At 62.4% G+C, this 14,107-nt stretch carries 15 protein-coding genes; 12 read left to right on the plus strand and 3 right to left on the minus strand.

The window, feature by feature from the left end; translation table 11 throughout:
- Positions 1 to 93: 93 nt before the first annotated feature.
- Positions 94 to 375, minus strand: coding sequence for a hypothetical protein (locus ACZYTC_RS08940; RefSeq protein ID WP_434956424.1), 282 nt, complete (start codon positions 373 to 375; stop codon positions 94 to 96).
- A 572-nt stretch (positions 376 to 947) separates the two neighbouring features.
- Between ACZYTC_RS08940 and coaD the strand changes: the two genes are divergently transcribed.
- The 11 genes from coaD (at position 948) to ACZYTC_RS08995 (ending at position 10,956) form a co-directional block, all read left to right on the plus strand.
- Positions 948 to 1,466, plus strand: coding sequence for a pantetheine-phosphate adenylyltransferase (gene coaD, locus ACZYTC_RS08945; RefSeq protein ID WP_434956423.1), 519 nt, complete (start codon positions 948 to 950; stop codon positions 1,464 to 1,466).
- 52 nt (positions 1,467 to 1,518) lie between these two features.
- Positions 1,519 to 2,061: a peptidylprolyl isomerase gene (locus ACZYTC_RS08950; RefSeq protein ID WP_434956422.1), complete on the plus strand. Its 543-nt coding sequence runs from the start codon at positions 1,519 to 1,521 to the stop codon at positions 2,059 to 2,061.
- Positions 2,062 to 2,157: 96 nt separating this feature from the next.
- Complete coding sequence (locus ACZYTC_RS08955) at positions 2,158 to 2,628, plus strand: peptidylprolyl isomerase (protein WP_434956421.1); 471 nt, start codon at positions 2,158 to 2,160, stop codon at positions 2,626 to 2,628.
- Positions 2,629 to 2,768: 140 nt separating this feature from the next.
- Positions 2,769 to 3,827, plus strand: coding sequence for a tRNA preQ1(34) S-adenosylmethionine ribosyltransferase-isomerase QueA (gene queA, locus ACZYTC_RS08960; protein WP_441771715.1), 1,059 nt, complete (start codon positions 2,769 to 2,771; stop codon positions 3,825 to 3,827).
- The gene (gene tgt, locus ACZYTC_RS08965) at positions 3,821 to 4,975 is read left to right on the plus strand and encodes a tRNA guanosine(34) transglycosylase Tgt (RefSeq protein ID WP_488989364.1); all 1,155 of its coding nucleotides are present in this window, start codon (positions 3,821 to 3,823) and stop codon (positions 4,973 to 4,975) included. Before queA ends, tgt begins: the two co-directional genes overlap by 7 nt.
- A 184-nt stretch (positions 4,976 to 5,159) precedes the next feature.
- A complete protein-coding gene (locus tag ACZYTC_RS08970) occupies positions 5,160 to 5,435 on the plus strand; it encodes a metal/formaldehyde-sensitive transcriptional repressor (protein ID WP_434956418.1) in 276 nt (91 codons plus the stop codon).
- A complete protein-coding gene (gene dmeF / locus ACZYTC_RS08975) occupies positions 5,432 to 6,679 on the plus strand; it encodes a CDF family Co(II)/Ni(II) efflux transporter DmeF (RefSeq protein ID WP_488989365.1) in 1,248 nt (415 codons plus the stop codon). The genes ACZYTC_RS08970 and dmeF overlap by 4 nt, the downstream gene beginning before the upstream one ends.
- Positions 6,680 to 6,805: 126 nt before the next feature.
- Positions 6,806 to 7,747, plus strand: coding sequence for a protein-methionine-sulfoxide reductase catalytic subunit MsrP (gene msrP, locus ACZYTC_RS08980; RefSeq protein ID WP_488989366.1), 942 nt, complete (start codon positions 6,806 to 6,808; stop codon positions 7,745 to 7,747).
- Complete coding sequence (gene msrQ, locus ACZYTC_RS08985; protein WP_488989367.1) at positions 7,747 to 8,376, plus strand: protein-methionine-sulfoxide reductase heme-binding subunit MsrQ; 630 nt, start codon at positions 7,747 to 7,749, stop codon at positions 8,374 to 8,376. Before msrP ends, msrQ begins: the two co-directional genes overlap by 1 nt.
- A 340-nt stretch (positions 8,377 to 8,716) precedes the next feature.
- On the plus strand, positions 8,717 to 10,510 hold the full coding sequence (locus ACZYTC_RS08990) for an ABC transporter ATP-binding protein (RefSeq protein ID WP_488989368.1): 1,794 nt from the start codon (positions 8,717 to 8,719) through the stop codon (positions 10,508 to 10,510).
- 116 nt (positions 10,511 to 10,626) lie between these two features.
- Complete coding sequence (locus tag ACZYTC_RS08995) at positions 10,627 to 10,956, plus strand: hypothetical protein (protein WP_488989369.1); 330 nt, start codon at positions 10,627 to 10,629, stop codon at positions 10,954 to 10,956.
- Positions 10,957 to 11,428: 472 nt separating this feature from the next.
- Here ACZYTC_RS08995 and ACZYTC_RS09000 read toward each other — a convergent pair whose 3' ends face one another.
- Positions 11,429 to 12,142 carry an alanyl-tRNA editing protein gene (locus ACZYTC_RS09000; RefSeq protein WP_441771711.1) on the minus strand — a complete coding sequence of 238 codons (714 nt, stop codon included), beginning with the start codon at positions 12,140 to 12,142 and terminating at the stop codon, positions 11,429 to 11,431.
- A gap of 8 nt (positions 12,143 to 12,150) precedes the next feature.
- A complete protein-coding gene (locus ACZYTC_RS09005; RefSeq protein ID WP_488989370.1) occupies positions 12,151 to 13,182 on the minus strand; it encodes a cysteine synthase A in 1,032 nt (343 codons plus the stop codon).
- Positions 13,183 to 13,359: 177 nt separating this feature from the next.
- On the opposite strand from ACZYTC_RS09005, the gene ybaK reads away from it, so the two are divergent.
- Positions 13,360 to 13,836, plus strand: a complete 477-nt coding sequence (gene ybaK / locus ACZYTC_RS09010) for a Cys-tRNA(Pro) deacylase (RefSeq protein ID WP_434956410.1) — start codon at positions 13,360 to 13,362, stop codon at positions 13,834 to 13,836.
- The last annotated feature ends 271 nt before the right edge of the window (positions 13,837 to 14,107 follow it).

The raw sequence follows: 14,107 nt of genomic DNA on the forward strand, positions 1-14,107 counted from the left end.
ATAAGGCCTTGCGATCGGCCGAACCGGCGGTCTTGGAGGAGGGAAGCTGTCGTATCCCACGCCGAAAGCAGGGGCGCGACAGCGAATTCGATATCAGTGGGAGAGCTTGACCTTGACCAGTGTGGTCTGGTTGGCGCCCTCGAAAACCTGGACCAGTGTCACCGGCGGCATTGCCTGCTCGATAGCGGCATTGCCAGCGCAGGCGGCGATCACCGAATTCTTGCCGCAATTGGCGGCGAGAGACGCGACGTTCAACCGGTCACCACGGCTCGCAGCAACCTGTTGGGGCTGCATGCGGGCCACGTCCAGAAGAGAAGCGGCAGCGAGGGCGAAGAGGCTTGCACCGATTGCCAGGGCCGGGCGAAGGGTTGTCATAGCCATGCATCCTATCAGCTCAGGTATGTCTCAACCTTGTTTGATCACTTATGACCTATTAACCATGATGCGGCCGTGACTCGCCGTGCGCTTTCGCACACGCCGTCCTTGCGGCCCCGGCAGTGCGGGGGAGGGTGCGAAGGAAATGACAAGAGCGAGAGCCATGAGCATCAACCGTTTTTGGGCTAGATTTGCCCGCTAGACTGCAAATTCCGAGGCATTTCGCTTGACGTAGTTCGTGCCTCAGTCAATGCGCGGCCAGCCAGAAAGTTCCCTGGGCGAACGACCATGACGATGATTTTTCAAAGTTCCGGCAAGCCGGCCTCGCCACCATGATCGGCAGCAAGTGTATCAAAATGAAACATTTCGGCTGCCTGGATATTCGGCTTAAGCCTTAGGTCGTGTCGTAAGCTATGGTTTGGAGCTAGATGAGGTCAAAAATGGCGAGATGGGAGGAGCGAGCGCTGCCAAGACTTGCCTCTTGGCAAGCGAAGCAACGCTGCAGATGGCCAAAATCGCTCCCGTCCAGCCCGAAACCATAACTGACGACACGCCCTAACAATGAGAGTGCCATGACCTCAGCCAGCACGACGCCAAGGACGGCCTTCTACGCCGGCTCCTTCGATCCCCTGACCAACGGCCATGTCGACGTCATCAGGCATGCCGCGGCCGTGGCGGATCGGCTGGTGGTCGCCATCGGCGTGCATCCCGGCAAGGCCCCTCTGTTCACGGCGGAGGAGCGCATGGACATGATCCGCGAGGATTGCGGTCCCTTGCTGGGCCCTGGCCGTCTGGAAGTCGTCACCTTTGCCGATCTTGCCGTCGATGCGGCCCGCCGCGTGGGAGCGACATTGCTGATCCGCGGCCTGCGTGACGGAACCGATCTCGATTATGAGATGCAGATGGCCGGCATGAACGCCGCCCTGGCGCCGGGCGTGCAGACCATCTTCCTGCCGTCCTCGCCGATCGTACGCCCTATCACCGCCACGCTTGTGCGCCAGATCGCGGCCATGGGCGGCGATGTCTCCGGATTCGTGCCGGCAGGCGTGCTGCGCCGCCTGAAGGTCCGGTTCGCCAAGCCGACCTCCTGATCCACCTGCGGACAAGACCCGCAATTCATTCCGTCTTCGAGGGAGACAATCCTTGCTTCGTATTCTTTCCGCCCTGGCCGTCGTGATCGGCCTCTTCGCCGTCGCTCCCGCCCAAGCTGCCCAGGCCGATGCCAACACCGTCTATCTCGACACCCAGCATGGCCGCGCCACCATCAAGCTGCGGCCTGACCTCGCGCCCAAGCATGTCGAGCAGATCAAGACGCTGGTGAAGCGCGGCTTCTACAACGGCGTCGTCTTCCATCGCGTGATCGAGGGCTTCATGGCGCAGACCGGCGATCCCACCGGCACCGGCACCGGCGGTTCTGACCTGCCCGACCTCAAGGCCGAGTTCACCAACAAAGCCAAGTTCGTGCGCGGTGTCGTCGGCATGGCCCGCTCCTCCGACCCGAATTCGGCCAATTCTCAGTTCTTCATCATGTATGCGCCACAGGCCAGCCTCGATGGCCAGTACACCATCGTCGGCGAGGTGGTATCGGGCATGGACGCCATCGACAAGATCAAGAAGGGTGATGCCAGCGACAACGGCATGGTCAGCAATCCCGACAAGATCATCAAGATGCAGATGGCCAAGTAAGGCCGATATCTATCGCAATCGCCAATTGCAAGACGGGCGGCCAGAGACTATCTAGCCGTCATTCCACTCCGCTTTCCGACAGAAAGGAGCGTGCCGATGGCCGCTGATCCCGAAAACACGATCGTCATGGAAACCACGCAGGGCCGTGTCGTCATCGAATTGCGTCCGGACCTCGCCCCCCAGCACGTCGAGCGCATCAAGCTGCTCGCCCGCGAGAAGTTCTATGACGGCATCGTCTTCCATCGCGTGATCGATGGCTTCATGGCGCAGGCCGGTTGCCCCGATGGCCGTGGCACCGGCGGCTCGAAGCATCCGAACCTCCCGGCCGAATTCAACGACGAGTCGCATGTGCGCGGCATCTGCTCGATGGCCCGCTCCTCGATGCCGAACTCCGCCAATTCGCAGTTCTTCATCGTGTTCGACAATGCCAAGTTCCTCGACCGCCAGTACACGGTCTGGGGCAAGGTCGTCGAGGGCATGGAGAATATCGACAAGATCAAGCGTGGCGAGCCGGTGGTGAACCCCGACAAGATCGTCTCCATGCGCGTTCAGGCCGACGTCGCCTAAATACGCCCTGAGGCAAAAAATCGGGCATCATCGGAGAGATCCGGTGATGCCCTTTGCAATTTAGCGTCCCTGCTCAGCCACGCTGGCAGTGGCGGCCATCACAGGTTCGACCGGCGTGCCGGCCGTATGGATCGCTGGACATGCGCGTTTCCGATTTCGACTTTCATCTTCCCGCCGAGAATATCGCGCTCCGCCCCGCCGAGCCCCGCGACCGTGCGCGTTTGCTCGAAGTCGATCAGGCCCATGCCGCGCTCACCGATCGTATCGTATTCGATCTGCCGGCCATGCTGAGGGCAGGCGACATGCTCGTCTTCAACGACACCAAGGTCATCCCGGCCCGCCTCGACGGCCTGCGTCGTCGCCCGGGTGGGGCAGGGGCCGCGATCGAGGCCATGCTGCACCAGCGCCTCGGCCCGGCGCAATGGAAGGCCTTCGCTCGCCCCGGCAAGCGCCTAGCGGTCGGGGACACCATCGAATTCGGTGAGAACCTGAGGGCGGCTGTCGAAGAAAAGGGCGAGGGCGGGGAGGTTGTTCTGCGCTTTTCGCTGGAGAGTGCGGCGCTGGACGTTGCGATCGCGACGGTCGGCCATATTCCTTTGCCGCCCTATATCGCTTCCAAGCGTGCCGAAGATGCGCGGGACCGCGAGGACTACCAGACTATCTATGCCAAGGCCGATGGTGCGGTCGCCGCTCCCACGGCCGGGCTGCATTTCACGCCCGACCTGTTTGACAGGCTGGATGCGGCCGGAATTGCCCGCCATTTCGTCACGCTGCATGTCGGCGCCGGCACGTTCCTGCCGGTGAAGGGCGAGGATCTATCCGAACACAAGATGCATGCCGAGTTCGGGGTTGTTACCCCTGAGACGGCGCAAGCGCTCAACGCCTGCAAGGCCAGGGGAGGACGTATCGTCGCCGTCGGCACCACCTCGCTGCGCCTGCTCGAAAGCGCGGCTGCGGCAGACGGCACTATCAAGCCTTTCGCCGACGAGACCTCGATCTTCATCACGCCTGGCTATCGCTTCCGCACGGCTGACGCCCTGATGACCAATTTCCACTTGCCGCGCTCGACCCTGATGATGCTGGTCTCGGCCTTCGCCGGCTACGACACCATGAAGGCGGCCTATGCGCATGCCATCGCCGAGGGCTACCGCTTCTATTCCTATGGCGATGCCAGTCTGCTATGGCGGGCGCCATGCTGAATACTTCGACACAGACGACCGCCGGCGAGGTCTCCTTCGCCATTCATGCCACCGAGGGCGCCGCCCGCACCGGCGCCCTGCATCTAGGGCGCGGTAGCGTACGCACGCCGGCCTTCATGCCGGTTGGTACGGCCGGCACGGTCAAGGCGATGTATATAGACCAGGTCAAGGACCTGGGCGCCGACATCATCCTCGGCAATACCTATCACCTCATGCTGCGTCCTGGCGCGGAGAGGGTGGCAGCCCTCGGCGGCCTGCATGACTTCTCGCGCTGGCAGGGCCCGATCCTTACCGATTCTGGGGGGTTCCAGGTGATGTCGCTGGCGGGGCTACGCAAGCTCGACAAGAACGGCGTCACCTTCAGGAGCCATATCGACGGCTCCCACCATCGCCTCACGCCGGAACGTTCGGTCGAGATCCAGACCCTGCTCGATTCCGACATCATCATGCAGCTCGACGAATGCGTGCGCCTGCCGTCGACCCGCAAGGACATCGAGCGGGCCATGCGGCTGTCACTCGACTGGGCCGAGCGCTCCAAGCGCGCCTTCGGAACCCAGCTCGGCAAGGCGATTTTCGGCATCGTGCAGGGCGGCGACATCCCCGATCTGCGTATTGCGTCTGCACAAGCACTGTCGAGCATGGACTTCCCCGGCTACGCCATCGGCGGACTCGCCGTCGGCGAACCGCAAGCCGTGATGCTGAAGATGATCGAGACCGTGGAGCCGCATCTGCCGCATGAAAAACCGCGCTATCTGATGGGCGTCGGCACGCCGGACGACCTGATCGAGAGCGTGTCGCGCGGCATCGACATGTTCGATTGCGTGATGCCGACGCGTGCGGGGCGCCATGGCCTGGCTTATTCGCGCTTCGGCAAGGTCAATCTCAAGAACGCTCGCCACGCCGAGGATCCCCGTCCGCTCGACGAAGCGTCCACCTGTCCGGCCGCCCGCGACTATAGCCGCGCCTATCTGCATCACCTCACCAAGGCCAACGAGATCCTTGGCATGATGCTGCTGACCTGGATCAACCTGGCCTATTATCAGGACCTGATGGCCGGCATTCGCGCCGCCATCGCCGAAGGGCGCTTTGCCGACTTCAAGGCCGAGACCAAGGAAAACTGGGCCCGGGGCGACATCGCCAAGCTGTAGGCTCTAGGTGTGCCGGTCCCGCTCCATCAAGAGATGGAGCGGGACCGGCATGAAACCACCGCGCTTTCCTGAATATTGCCGGTCTGGAGACCTGCACACCGAAATGTCTTCCAGCGCCTTATCCACGTCCTTGCCGTCTAGCTTTACTCCATATAGCCTACCCCCCTATGCTATAGAGGGTATCATGAGCCATACGATCCAGGAAAAGGCCAAGCTTCTGGCGCGGGTTCGCCGCATCAAGGGGCAGGTGGAGGCCATCGAACGGGCGCTCGAGAGTGAGCTGGGCTGCGATCCCATCATGCACATGCTGGCCGGGGTGAGGGGTTCGATCGCCGGCATGATGGCCGAGGTCATCGAGGACCATGTCCGCGACCACATCATGACGCCCGGCCTCGACGAAGCGGCCCGCAGGGAAGCCGCCGAGCATCTGATCGATGTCGTCAGGAGTTATCTGAAATGACCATGCCGACCGCCAATGCCCCCTTCGAGCACAGCCACGTCTTCCTCGGAGCGGACCACGATTCGAACGAACGCCGGACCTGGGCAGTCATCATCCTCTGCGTGGCGATGATGGGGGTGGAGATCATGGGCGGCGCCATCTACGGCTCGATCGCGTTGATGGCGGATGGCCTGCACATGTCGACCCATGCCGGCGCCCTGCTGTTGACGGCACTGGCTTATCGTTACGCGCGCCGGCATGCCTTCGATCGGCGCTTCACCTTCGGCACCGGCAAGGTCGGCGACCTGGCCGGCTATACCAGCGCCGTCATCCTGGCGATGATCGCATTGCTGATTGCCTATGAGGCCGTGATGCGCCTGCTGGCTCCGGTTCCGATCGACTATGGTCAGGCGATCGTCATCGCGGTGCTGGGCTTGGCCGTGAATATTGCCAGCGTATGGCTGCTCAACGGGAGCGGTCACCATCATCATCACGCACACGGCCATGAGCACGATCACGGCTCCCATCACCATCACGAGGAAGAGCGTCGATTTTCAACGGCTGCCGGCCCGCTCGAACTCAGCATATTCGAGGACGGCGTTCCGCCGCGTTTCCGCCTGCACCCTCCACATGGCTCCATGCCCGATGCGGGTATGGTCAGCCTTGAGACCAAGCGGGAGGATGGCACCCGACAGCGCTTCACCTTCACGAACCACGGCACCTATCTGGAATCGCGTGAGGAGATCCCGGAACCCCATGCCTTCGGCATCAGGCTCGAATTCGGCGATGAACGTCTGACGACGGCCTTCGCCGAATCTCATTCCCATGGCGGGCATCACGACAACAACATGCGCTCGGCGGTTGCTCATGTCATGGCCGACGCGGCCGTGTCCGTGCTGGTGATCGCTGGCCTCCTGCTTGGTCTCGTGGCCGGCTGGAGCTGGATGGACCCGGTCGCCGGCTTGGTCGGCGCCGCCGTCATCCTCAGTTGGTCCTATACGCTGATCCGCGACACCGGCGGTATCCTGGTCGACATGCTGCCCGACCGCCGACTTGCAGACGCCATGCGCAGGACCATCGAGGAGGAGGGCGACAAGGTTGCCGACCTGCATCTGTGGCGGCTCGGTCCCGGCCATCTCGGGGCCATCCTGTCCATCGCCTCGGCCCATCCCCGCGAGCCGGACTTCTATCGCGGCAAGTTGGCGATGTTTCCTTCGCTATCGCATGTGACGATCGAGGTTCAGCCCAAGGGGCGGGCGGCTTGAAGTAACGCGCTGATCACGATCGCGCACATCGATTTTACCATTGGCCTTACGTGATCGTGAGAAACATCGGTCCCCGCAGGGGCGTATAAGGGGTAGTAAGTTCACGTCCACCGACCAGGGGATATCATGCTGATCCGCCACACCCCCGACCTCACCGAGGCCCATGTCACGCCCCAGCAAGCCTATGTCGACCGGCGACGTTTCCTCGCTGGCATAGGCGCGGCGGCTGGGGCGGCTCTTCTGCCGTTCTCCGCCGAAGCGGCCAAACTGTCGGGCGCCAAGAGCGCCTATTCCACCGACGAGAAGCAGACCAGCCTGGAAGACATCACCAGCTACAACAATTTCTACGAGTTCGGCACCGACAAGTCCGATCCGGCCGCCTATGCCGGCAAGCTTACCACCACGCCCTGGAGCATCAAGGTCGACGGGCTCGTCAACAAGCCGGCGACCTATGCGCTTGAAGACTTCATCAAGCCCTATCGTCTCGAAGAGCGCATCTACCGCCATCGCTGCGTCGAGGCCTGGTCGATGGTCATCCCCTGGCTCGGCTTTGCTCTCGCCGACGTGATCAAGAAGGCCGAGCCCCAGGGAAGCGCCAAATACGTCGCCTTCGAGACGTTGGTTCGCCCCACGGAGATGCCGGGTCAATCGGCCTTCTTTCCGGCTTTGAAATGGCCCTATGTCGAGGGGCTGCGTCTGGATGAAGCGCTCAATCCGCTCACCATCCTCGCTGTAGGCCTCTATGGCGAGACGCTGCCGAACCAGAACGGCGCGCCGCTACGCCTGGTCGTGCCCTGGAAATATGGCTTCAAGGGCATCAAGTCGATCGTGCGCATCAGCCTGGTCGAGAAGCAGCCGCCCACGTCCTGGAACCTGGAAAATTCGAGCGAGTATGGCTTCTATTCCAACGTCAATCCAGAGGTCGATCATCCGCGCTGGAGCCAGGCGAGCGAGCGGCGCATCGGCGCCGGCCTGCTGGCCGGCCGGCAGCCGACCTTGATGTTCAACGGTTACGGCGAGCAGGTGGCCGCGATGTATTCCGGCATGGATCTGAAGGCTTATTACTGATGCAGCTCATACGCGCCAGCCTGCAACCCGTGCTCAAATGGCTCGTCTATGTCATCGGCATGCTGCCGGCCGTCTGGCTGTTCTATCTTGCCTTCACCGGACGCATCGGTGCAGATCCCATCGCCCAGCTCGAATGGGGGCTGGGCCTGTGGGCTCTGCGTTTCCTGATCGCCTGCCTCTGCATCACGCCGCTACGCCAGCTTCTGCGCATCAATCTCCTGCGCTATCGGCGTGCCCTCGGCCTGGTGGCTTTCTATTATGCGCTGCTGCATCTGAGCGTGTGGCTCTGGCTCGACCGTGGCCTCGATCTCCATGCCGCCATCCAGGACATACTACGCCGCCCCTACATTACCATCGGCATGGCCGCCTTTACCCTGCTCGTGCCCCTGGCACTGACGTCGACGAACTGGTCGATCCGCAAGCTCGGCGGGAAGGTCTGGTCGAAATTGCACAAGCTCGTTTACCCTGCCATCGCGCTCGGAGCGCTGCATTTCATCATGATCAAGAAGGTCTGGCTGATCGAACCGCTGATCTATGCTGCGATCGTGCTCGTACTGCTGGCCTGGCGGCTGTTATGGCCGCTGATCGGCAAGCGTGGCCCCAGCCCACGGCGCGTGGCATCGACATAGCCGGAGCGCCTCGTTTCTTCAAAAAAGAGCTCCCCAGCCTCGGGGAGCGCCAACGACCGCGGCTTGCTCACTGTTTTGATGAAAATATCGGTTGCCTTGGCGCGAATCTGCACCTAGGTTGCGCTTCCCGGTTCACACTCAGCATGAGGGAGAATTGCATGACCACATTTCTGATTCTCGCTCACGTGTCGAACGCTCGGCCGTATGAGATCTTGACGCGTTAGATCGCGTCTTTTCTCCCGAACACCCTCCGGGTCTTTTTTCCTGAACATATTTTGCGCCGCACGCTTGTGCGCGCCCTACATTTTGGAGACGGCGCGGGGCTGCGCCGGATACCCCGATGACTCTTTCTCGCAAAGAGCCCGGCCGCAACCCGATGGCGGCTGTGCTTGGATTCACATTTGATCACTGGCGCAGCCAGGCCGATCTCGTCGCTTTGATCGTGATAGCCGTCGGCGTGGCAACGGTGGCCGAAGTGGTCGTGCCTATCTATGCCGGCCAGATGGTTGACGCCGTCACTGCCGGCTTAGGCAGCGCAAACCAGGCCTGGTGGGCGCTCGGCGCGATGCTGGTCCTCGGCGCGGTCGCCGTCGGGTGCCGGCAGTTGTTCTTCTACTGCATCACCATCCTGACGACACGGATGATGAGCACGGTCGCCCGCGAGGCCTTCGCGCGCGTGCAGCGCTTCTCCACCGATTGGCACGCCAATAATTTCGCGGGCTCGACGGTGCGGCGCGTCACCCGCGGCATGTGGGCGCTCGACATGCTCAACGATACGCTGTTGGTGGCCATCCTTCCCTCCATCCTCGTCCTGCTCGGCTCGACGGTGGTTTTGGCGACGGTCTGGCCGACCCTCGGCCTGGTGGTGCTCATCGGCTCCGTCGCCTTTGTGGCGATGACGGTGGTGCTGTCGGTGAACTATGTCGCGCCGGCCGCGCGCCTCGCCAATAGCTGGGATACGCGCGTCGGCGGTGCGCTCGCCGATGCCGTCACCTGCAACGCGGTGGTGAAGGCCTTCGGTGGCGAGACGCGTGAGGATGCCCGCCTGACGGCGGTGCTGGCCAAATGGCGCTCGCGCACCAATCGCACCTGGATGCGCGGCACCAATGCCGGCACGGCGCAGAACCTGTTCCTGCTGGGGCTGAGAGCCACAGTGCTGGGCGTGGTGCTGTGGCTGTGGATGCGCGGGCAGGCCGGTGTCGGCGATGTCGCATTGGTCCTGACCAGCTATGCCGTGGTGCATGGCTATCTCAGGGACATCGGCATGCACATCCACAATCTCCAGCGTTCGGTGAACGACATGGAGGAGTTGGTGGCGTTCTATGACCAGCCGATGGGTGTGAAGGACAGGCATGATGCCATGCCGGTGATGATCACGGACGGACACATCGCGTTCGAGCATGTGACGTTCCACTATGGCGGCCATGCCGATGCTCTCTATCGCGACTTCTCCGTCGAGATCAGGGCGGGCGAGAAGATCGGTCTCGTCGGCCGGTCGGGCTCGGGCAAGACCACCTTCGTCAAGCTGATCCAGCGCCTCTACGACGTGAATGCCGGCCGTATCACCATTGACGGCCAGGATATCGCCGATGTGACGCAGGCCAGCCTGCGCAGCCGGATCGCCATCGTTCAGCAGGAGCCTATCCTGTTCCACCGCTCGCTTGCCGAGAATATCGCCTATGCCCGCCCCGGTGCCAGCATGGCCGAGATCGAGCACGCGGCAAGCCTCGCCAATGCGAGCGCCTTCATCTCGGCGTTGCCCAAGGGCTACGACACGATGGTGGGCGAGCGCGGCGTGAAACTGTCCGGTGGCGAGCGTCAGCGCGTGGCGCTCGCTCGGGCCTTCCTGGCGGATGCGCCGGTGCTGATCCTGGATGAGGCGACCTCCAGCCTCGACTCCGAATCAGAGCATCTGATCCAGGAGGCGATGGAACGGCTGATGGCGGGTCGCACCACCATCGTCATCGCCCATCGGCTCTCGACCGTGCAGGCGATGGACCGCATCCTTGTCTTCGACAAGGGCAAGATCGTCGAGGAGGGGGATCATGCCAGCCTGATCCGTCACTCCGACGGGATCTATCGCGGCCTGTTCGAACGCCAGGCCCTGGAACTCGCTAAGGGCTGGGCGGCATAAGATGGAAATGCAACAACGGATGGGGCGCCACTCGCGCCCCATCCCGACCGCCAATTGCTCGTGAGGCAGTTCGAGCACCGCCTCCGGCAGGGACTCTTCCTCCGATGAACGACACATTGCGCGCCATCATTGCCGAGGCTTATGCGCTGTTTCCGCCACATCGTTTCGGCGCTCGACTGAGCAATGTTTGCACGACCTGTTGCGTGACTGCAGAACAGGAAGCCTTGCTGACCGGCACGCCGCGGCAGCGGGTTTCCGCCGAGCTGATGCAGGCCTATTATGGCGCCGCGTTCAATGGTTGCCTCAGCGCAGAAGAGACCGAGCACTTCCTGCCGCGCTTGCTTGAACTCTCGGCAGAGGGACACGAACTTGGCACCGGTGGTTTTGAGTGCAATTTCGATCATCTCGGCACGCGTGGCGCCAATTATCGGCACAATTGGAGCTGAGAAAAGACCACTCTGATCGATCGCTACTTCCAGGCTCTGGCCACGCTATCCCGGCAAGACGGGCTCCCAAATCCGAAATGGCGACACCGAGCAATTGAAGACGTGTTATGCGCCATTGCGCGAGGAAGTGCTCCTCTCGCTCCCATCCTGTCAGCGTGGCAGGCCGACCGATCTCGACAAGCGACCATCCAACTGGCGAACACGATCTCCAATTTGCATTGGTCGAAACGCAAAATCGGCTTCGCCAAACTCGTCAATGCCTTCTGGGGCGATGTTCCGGATCAGGAATACCTCTGTATCGCCTGGCTGTGCAGTCGGGACCACTATATCCGTTTCGATGCGGCTATGAGCCGGGAAGAGGACGACGACGTTTTCGCGCTCCTCTCTCTGGCCAGAGACGTTGTGAGTGCGCCATCATGATCAGGTAGGTCAGGAGGAGGGCCGCATTCGCCGACCGGCTTCGAACGAACCGTCACGCCAGCGCGATCCGCACACGCCGGTTCTGCTTGCCCTTTTTTTCGATCTGCGTCACCGCGATGCGGCCGATCTCGTCGGTGTTGCGGACATGGGTGCCGCCGCAGGGCTGCAGATCAAGGCCCTCGATCTCGACCAGCCTGATCACGCCGGAACCACGCGGGGGCTTGACCGACATCGTCTTCACCAGGCCGGGATTGGCATCGAGTTCCGCATCCGTGATCCAGCGCTCGCTGACCTCTGCACCCTGGCCGATCATCGAATTGACCTTGTGGGCGATTTCGTCCTTGTCGAGACCGGCATCCTGGATGTCGAAATCGAGCCGCCCCTCGCCATCGCCGATGGAACCGCCCGTGACAGGGTAGGGCAGAGCGACCGAAAGCAGATGCAAGGCGGTGTGGACCTTCATGCGGGCATAGCGCCGGGACCAGTCCAGCGCCAGTTCGACCGTGTCGCCGACTGCCGGTAACAGCCCTTCCGGCGCCACGATATGTGCGATGTCGGTCTTGGTCTCGTCGTTCCACACCGCATTGGTGATGGCGATGGTGCGCCCGTCCGACAGCGTCATGGTGCCGACGTCGCCGGGCTGGCCGCCACCCATGGCATAGAAGACCGTACGATCCAGAATGATGCCATGTTGCGACAGCCCGACCACCGTTGCGCTGGCGCCGGGGGTGTAGGGGTCGTCTCTGAACAGCAGGTCTGTCGCCATGTCGTCACCTATTCCAATGGAGCCTTGATGGTGGAACGCTTTTCAAGCCATTCCGGCACGGGCAGGTTCTTGGAACGCATGAACGCAGGATTGAACAGCTTGGACTGATAGCGCGAGCCGTGGTCGCACAGAATGGTCACGATGGTGTGCCCCGGCCCGAGATCGCGAGCCATGCGCATCGCACCGGCAATGTTGATGCCGGTCGACAATCCCACGCACAGCCCTTCCCCCTGGAGGAGATCATAGACCAACGGCACCGCTTCTTCATCAGGGATCTGATAGGCAAGGTCGACAGGTGCACCCTCGATATTCTTGGTGACGCGGTTCTGGCCGATGCCCTCCGACATCGACGTCCCCGAGAATTTGAGTTCGCCGCTGCTGAACCAGGAATACATGGCCGCTCCCATGGGATCGGCCACGCCAATCTTGATGGCGGGATTGGCCGCCTTCAGGGCGATACCAACGCCGGCGAGCGTCCCACCCGAACCGATCGAGCAGATAAAACCGTCGAGTTTGCCGTCGGTCTGTTCCAGGATCTCCGGAGCGGTGGTTTCGATATGCGCCTGGCGGTTGGCGACATTGTCGAACTGGTTGGCCCAGACTGCGCCACCCGGCTCGGTCTTCGCCAGTTCCGCCGCCAGCCGGCCCGAGACCTTCACGTAATTGTTCGGGTTGGCGTAGGGTACCGCCGGCACCTCGACCAGTTCGGCCCCCGCCAGGCGCAGCATGTCCTTCTTTTCCTGGCTCTGGGTTTCAGGGATCACGATCACCGTGCGAAAGCCCATGGCATCGGCAACCAGGGCAAGGCCGATACCCGTATTGCCGGCCGTGCCCTCGACGATGGTGCCGCCGGGTTTCAACTCGCCGCGCGCCATCGCATCCTTGATGATGAAGAGCGCTGCACGATCCTTTACCGATTGTCCCGGATTCATGAATTCGGCTTTGCCCAGAATGGTGCATCCGGTCAGCTCGGACGCTCGATTGAGGCGAATGAGGGGCGTATTGCCGATGGCATCGACGAGACCGGTACGGAAAGCCATGTGTGATCGTCTGCTGATTGGAGGGGATGCGACCCTAACCCGACTTTTCCGCCCGGGATAGGGGAGAGACATGCCAGGCACGGGTTTTCCAAGCCGCGGTGCCATGATAGCTCTCGCCCTGGTAGGCGGGCTCGTCACCATAGGCCCGCCGTCATCGATCCCCCCAAGGAAGCCGTTATGTCGAAGGCGACACGCGCCACCCAGATGCTCGCCAAGGCAGGCGTCGCCTTTTCCGTGCATAGCTACGACTATGATCCCGATGCCGACAGCATAGGCCTGCAGGCCGCCGAGGCCCTCGGCGAACCGCCCAGCCGGGTGCTCAAGACCCTGATGGCTCTGGTCGACGGCAAGCCTGTCTGCGTCGTCGTGCCGTCGGATCACGAGGTCTCCATGAAGAGGCTGGCGGCGGCCTTCAACGGCAAGTCGGCGCAGATGATGAAACCGGCCGATGCCGAACGCAGCACGGGATACAAGATTGGCGGCATCAGCCCCTTCGGTCAGATGCGCAAAGTGAGGACGGCCATCGAGGAAACCGCGCTCGGCGCCGACTATGTCTATGTCAATGGCGGCCAGCGTGGCCTGCAGATCCGCCTCGCTCCGGGCGATGCCAAAACCATTCTCGACGCGACCGCCGCTGCTTTGGTTGCGGCCTGAGGATCACCGTATCGATCGGCAGGGTCGCCAGGCGCTTGTCGTTTTCGCGCGCACTGCGCCAGAGGGCTCCGACCTCGCGTACGATGCGGGCCGCCCGGGCAAGGAGATAGCTGGCCGACACCGGTCATTGCTGTGCACGGGATCCGCTCCGAGCCGGCCGAGAACCGCGGGCGATACGATATAGGAGGCGGCGCTCGCCACTATCAGCCTCTCGGTCAGGCCACCCCGTCGCCGCTCTTCGACGGCATGGACCAATTGCTGTTCCTCGAGC

It is taken from the genome of Labrys sp. F242 (assembly GCF_057813875.1).

Coding starts and splice junctions, on each gene's coding strand:
- ACZYTC_RS09005 (WP_488989370.1), bottom strand. CDS start 13,182: ATGGCTTTCCGTACCGGTCTCGTCGATGCCATCGGCAATACGCCCCTC.
- tgt (WP_488989364.1), top strand. CDS start 3,821: ATGCTGAATACTTCGACACAGACGACCGCCGGCGAGGTCTCCTTCGCC.
- ACZYTC_RS09000 (WP_441771711.1), bottom strand. CDS start 12,142: ATGGCGACAGACCTGCTGTTCAGAGACGACCCCTACACCCCCGGCGCC.
- msrQ (WP_488989367.1), top strand. CDS start 7,747: ATGCAGCTCATACGCGCCAGCCTGCAACCCGTGCTCAAATGGCTCGTC.
- ACZYTC_RS08990 (WP_488989368.1), top strand. CDS start 8,717: ATGACTCTTTCTCGCAAAGAGCCCGGCCGCAACCCGATGGCGGCTGTG.
- ybaK (WP_434956410.1), top strand. CDS start 13,360: ATGTCGAAGGCGACACGCGCCACCCAGATGCTCGCCAAGGCAGGCGTC.
- dmeF (WP_488989365.1), top strand. CDS start 5,432: ATGACCATGCCGACCGCCAATGCCCCCTTCGAGCACAGCCACGTCTTC.
- msrP (WP_488989366.1), top strand. CDS start 6,806: ATGCTGATCCGCCACACCCCCGACCTCACCGAGGCCCATGTCACGCCC.
- queA (WP_441771715.1), top strand. CDS start 2,769: ATGCGCGTTTCCGATTTCGACTTTCATCTTCCCGCCGAGAATATCGCG.
- coaD (WP_434956423.1), top strand. CDS start 948: ATGACCTCAGCCAGCACGACGCCAAGGACGGCCTTCTACGCCGGCTCC.
- ACZYTC_RS08955 (WP_434956421.1), top strand. CDS start 2,158: ATGGCCGCTGATCCCGAAAACACGATCGTCATGGAAACCACGCAGGGC.
- ACZYTC_RS08970 (WP_434956418.1), top strand. CDS start 5,160: ATGAGCCATACGATCCAGGAAAAGGCCAAGCTTCTGGCGCGGGTTCGC.
- ACZYTC_RS08940 (WP_434956424.1), bottom strand. CDS start 375: ATGACAACCCTTCGCCCGGCCCTGGCAATCGGTGCAAGCCTCTTCGCC.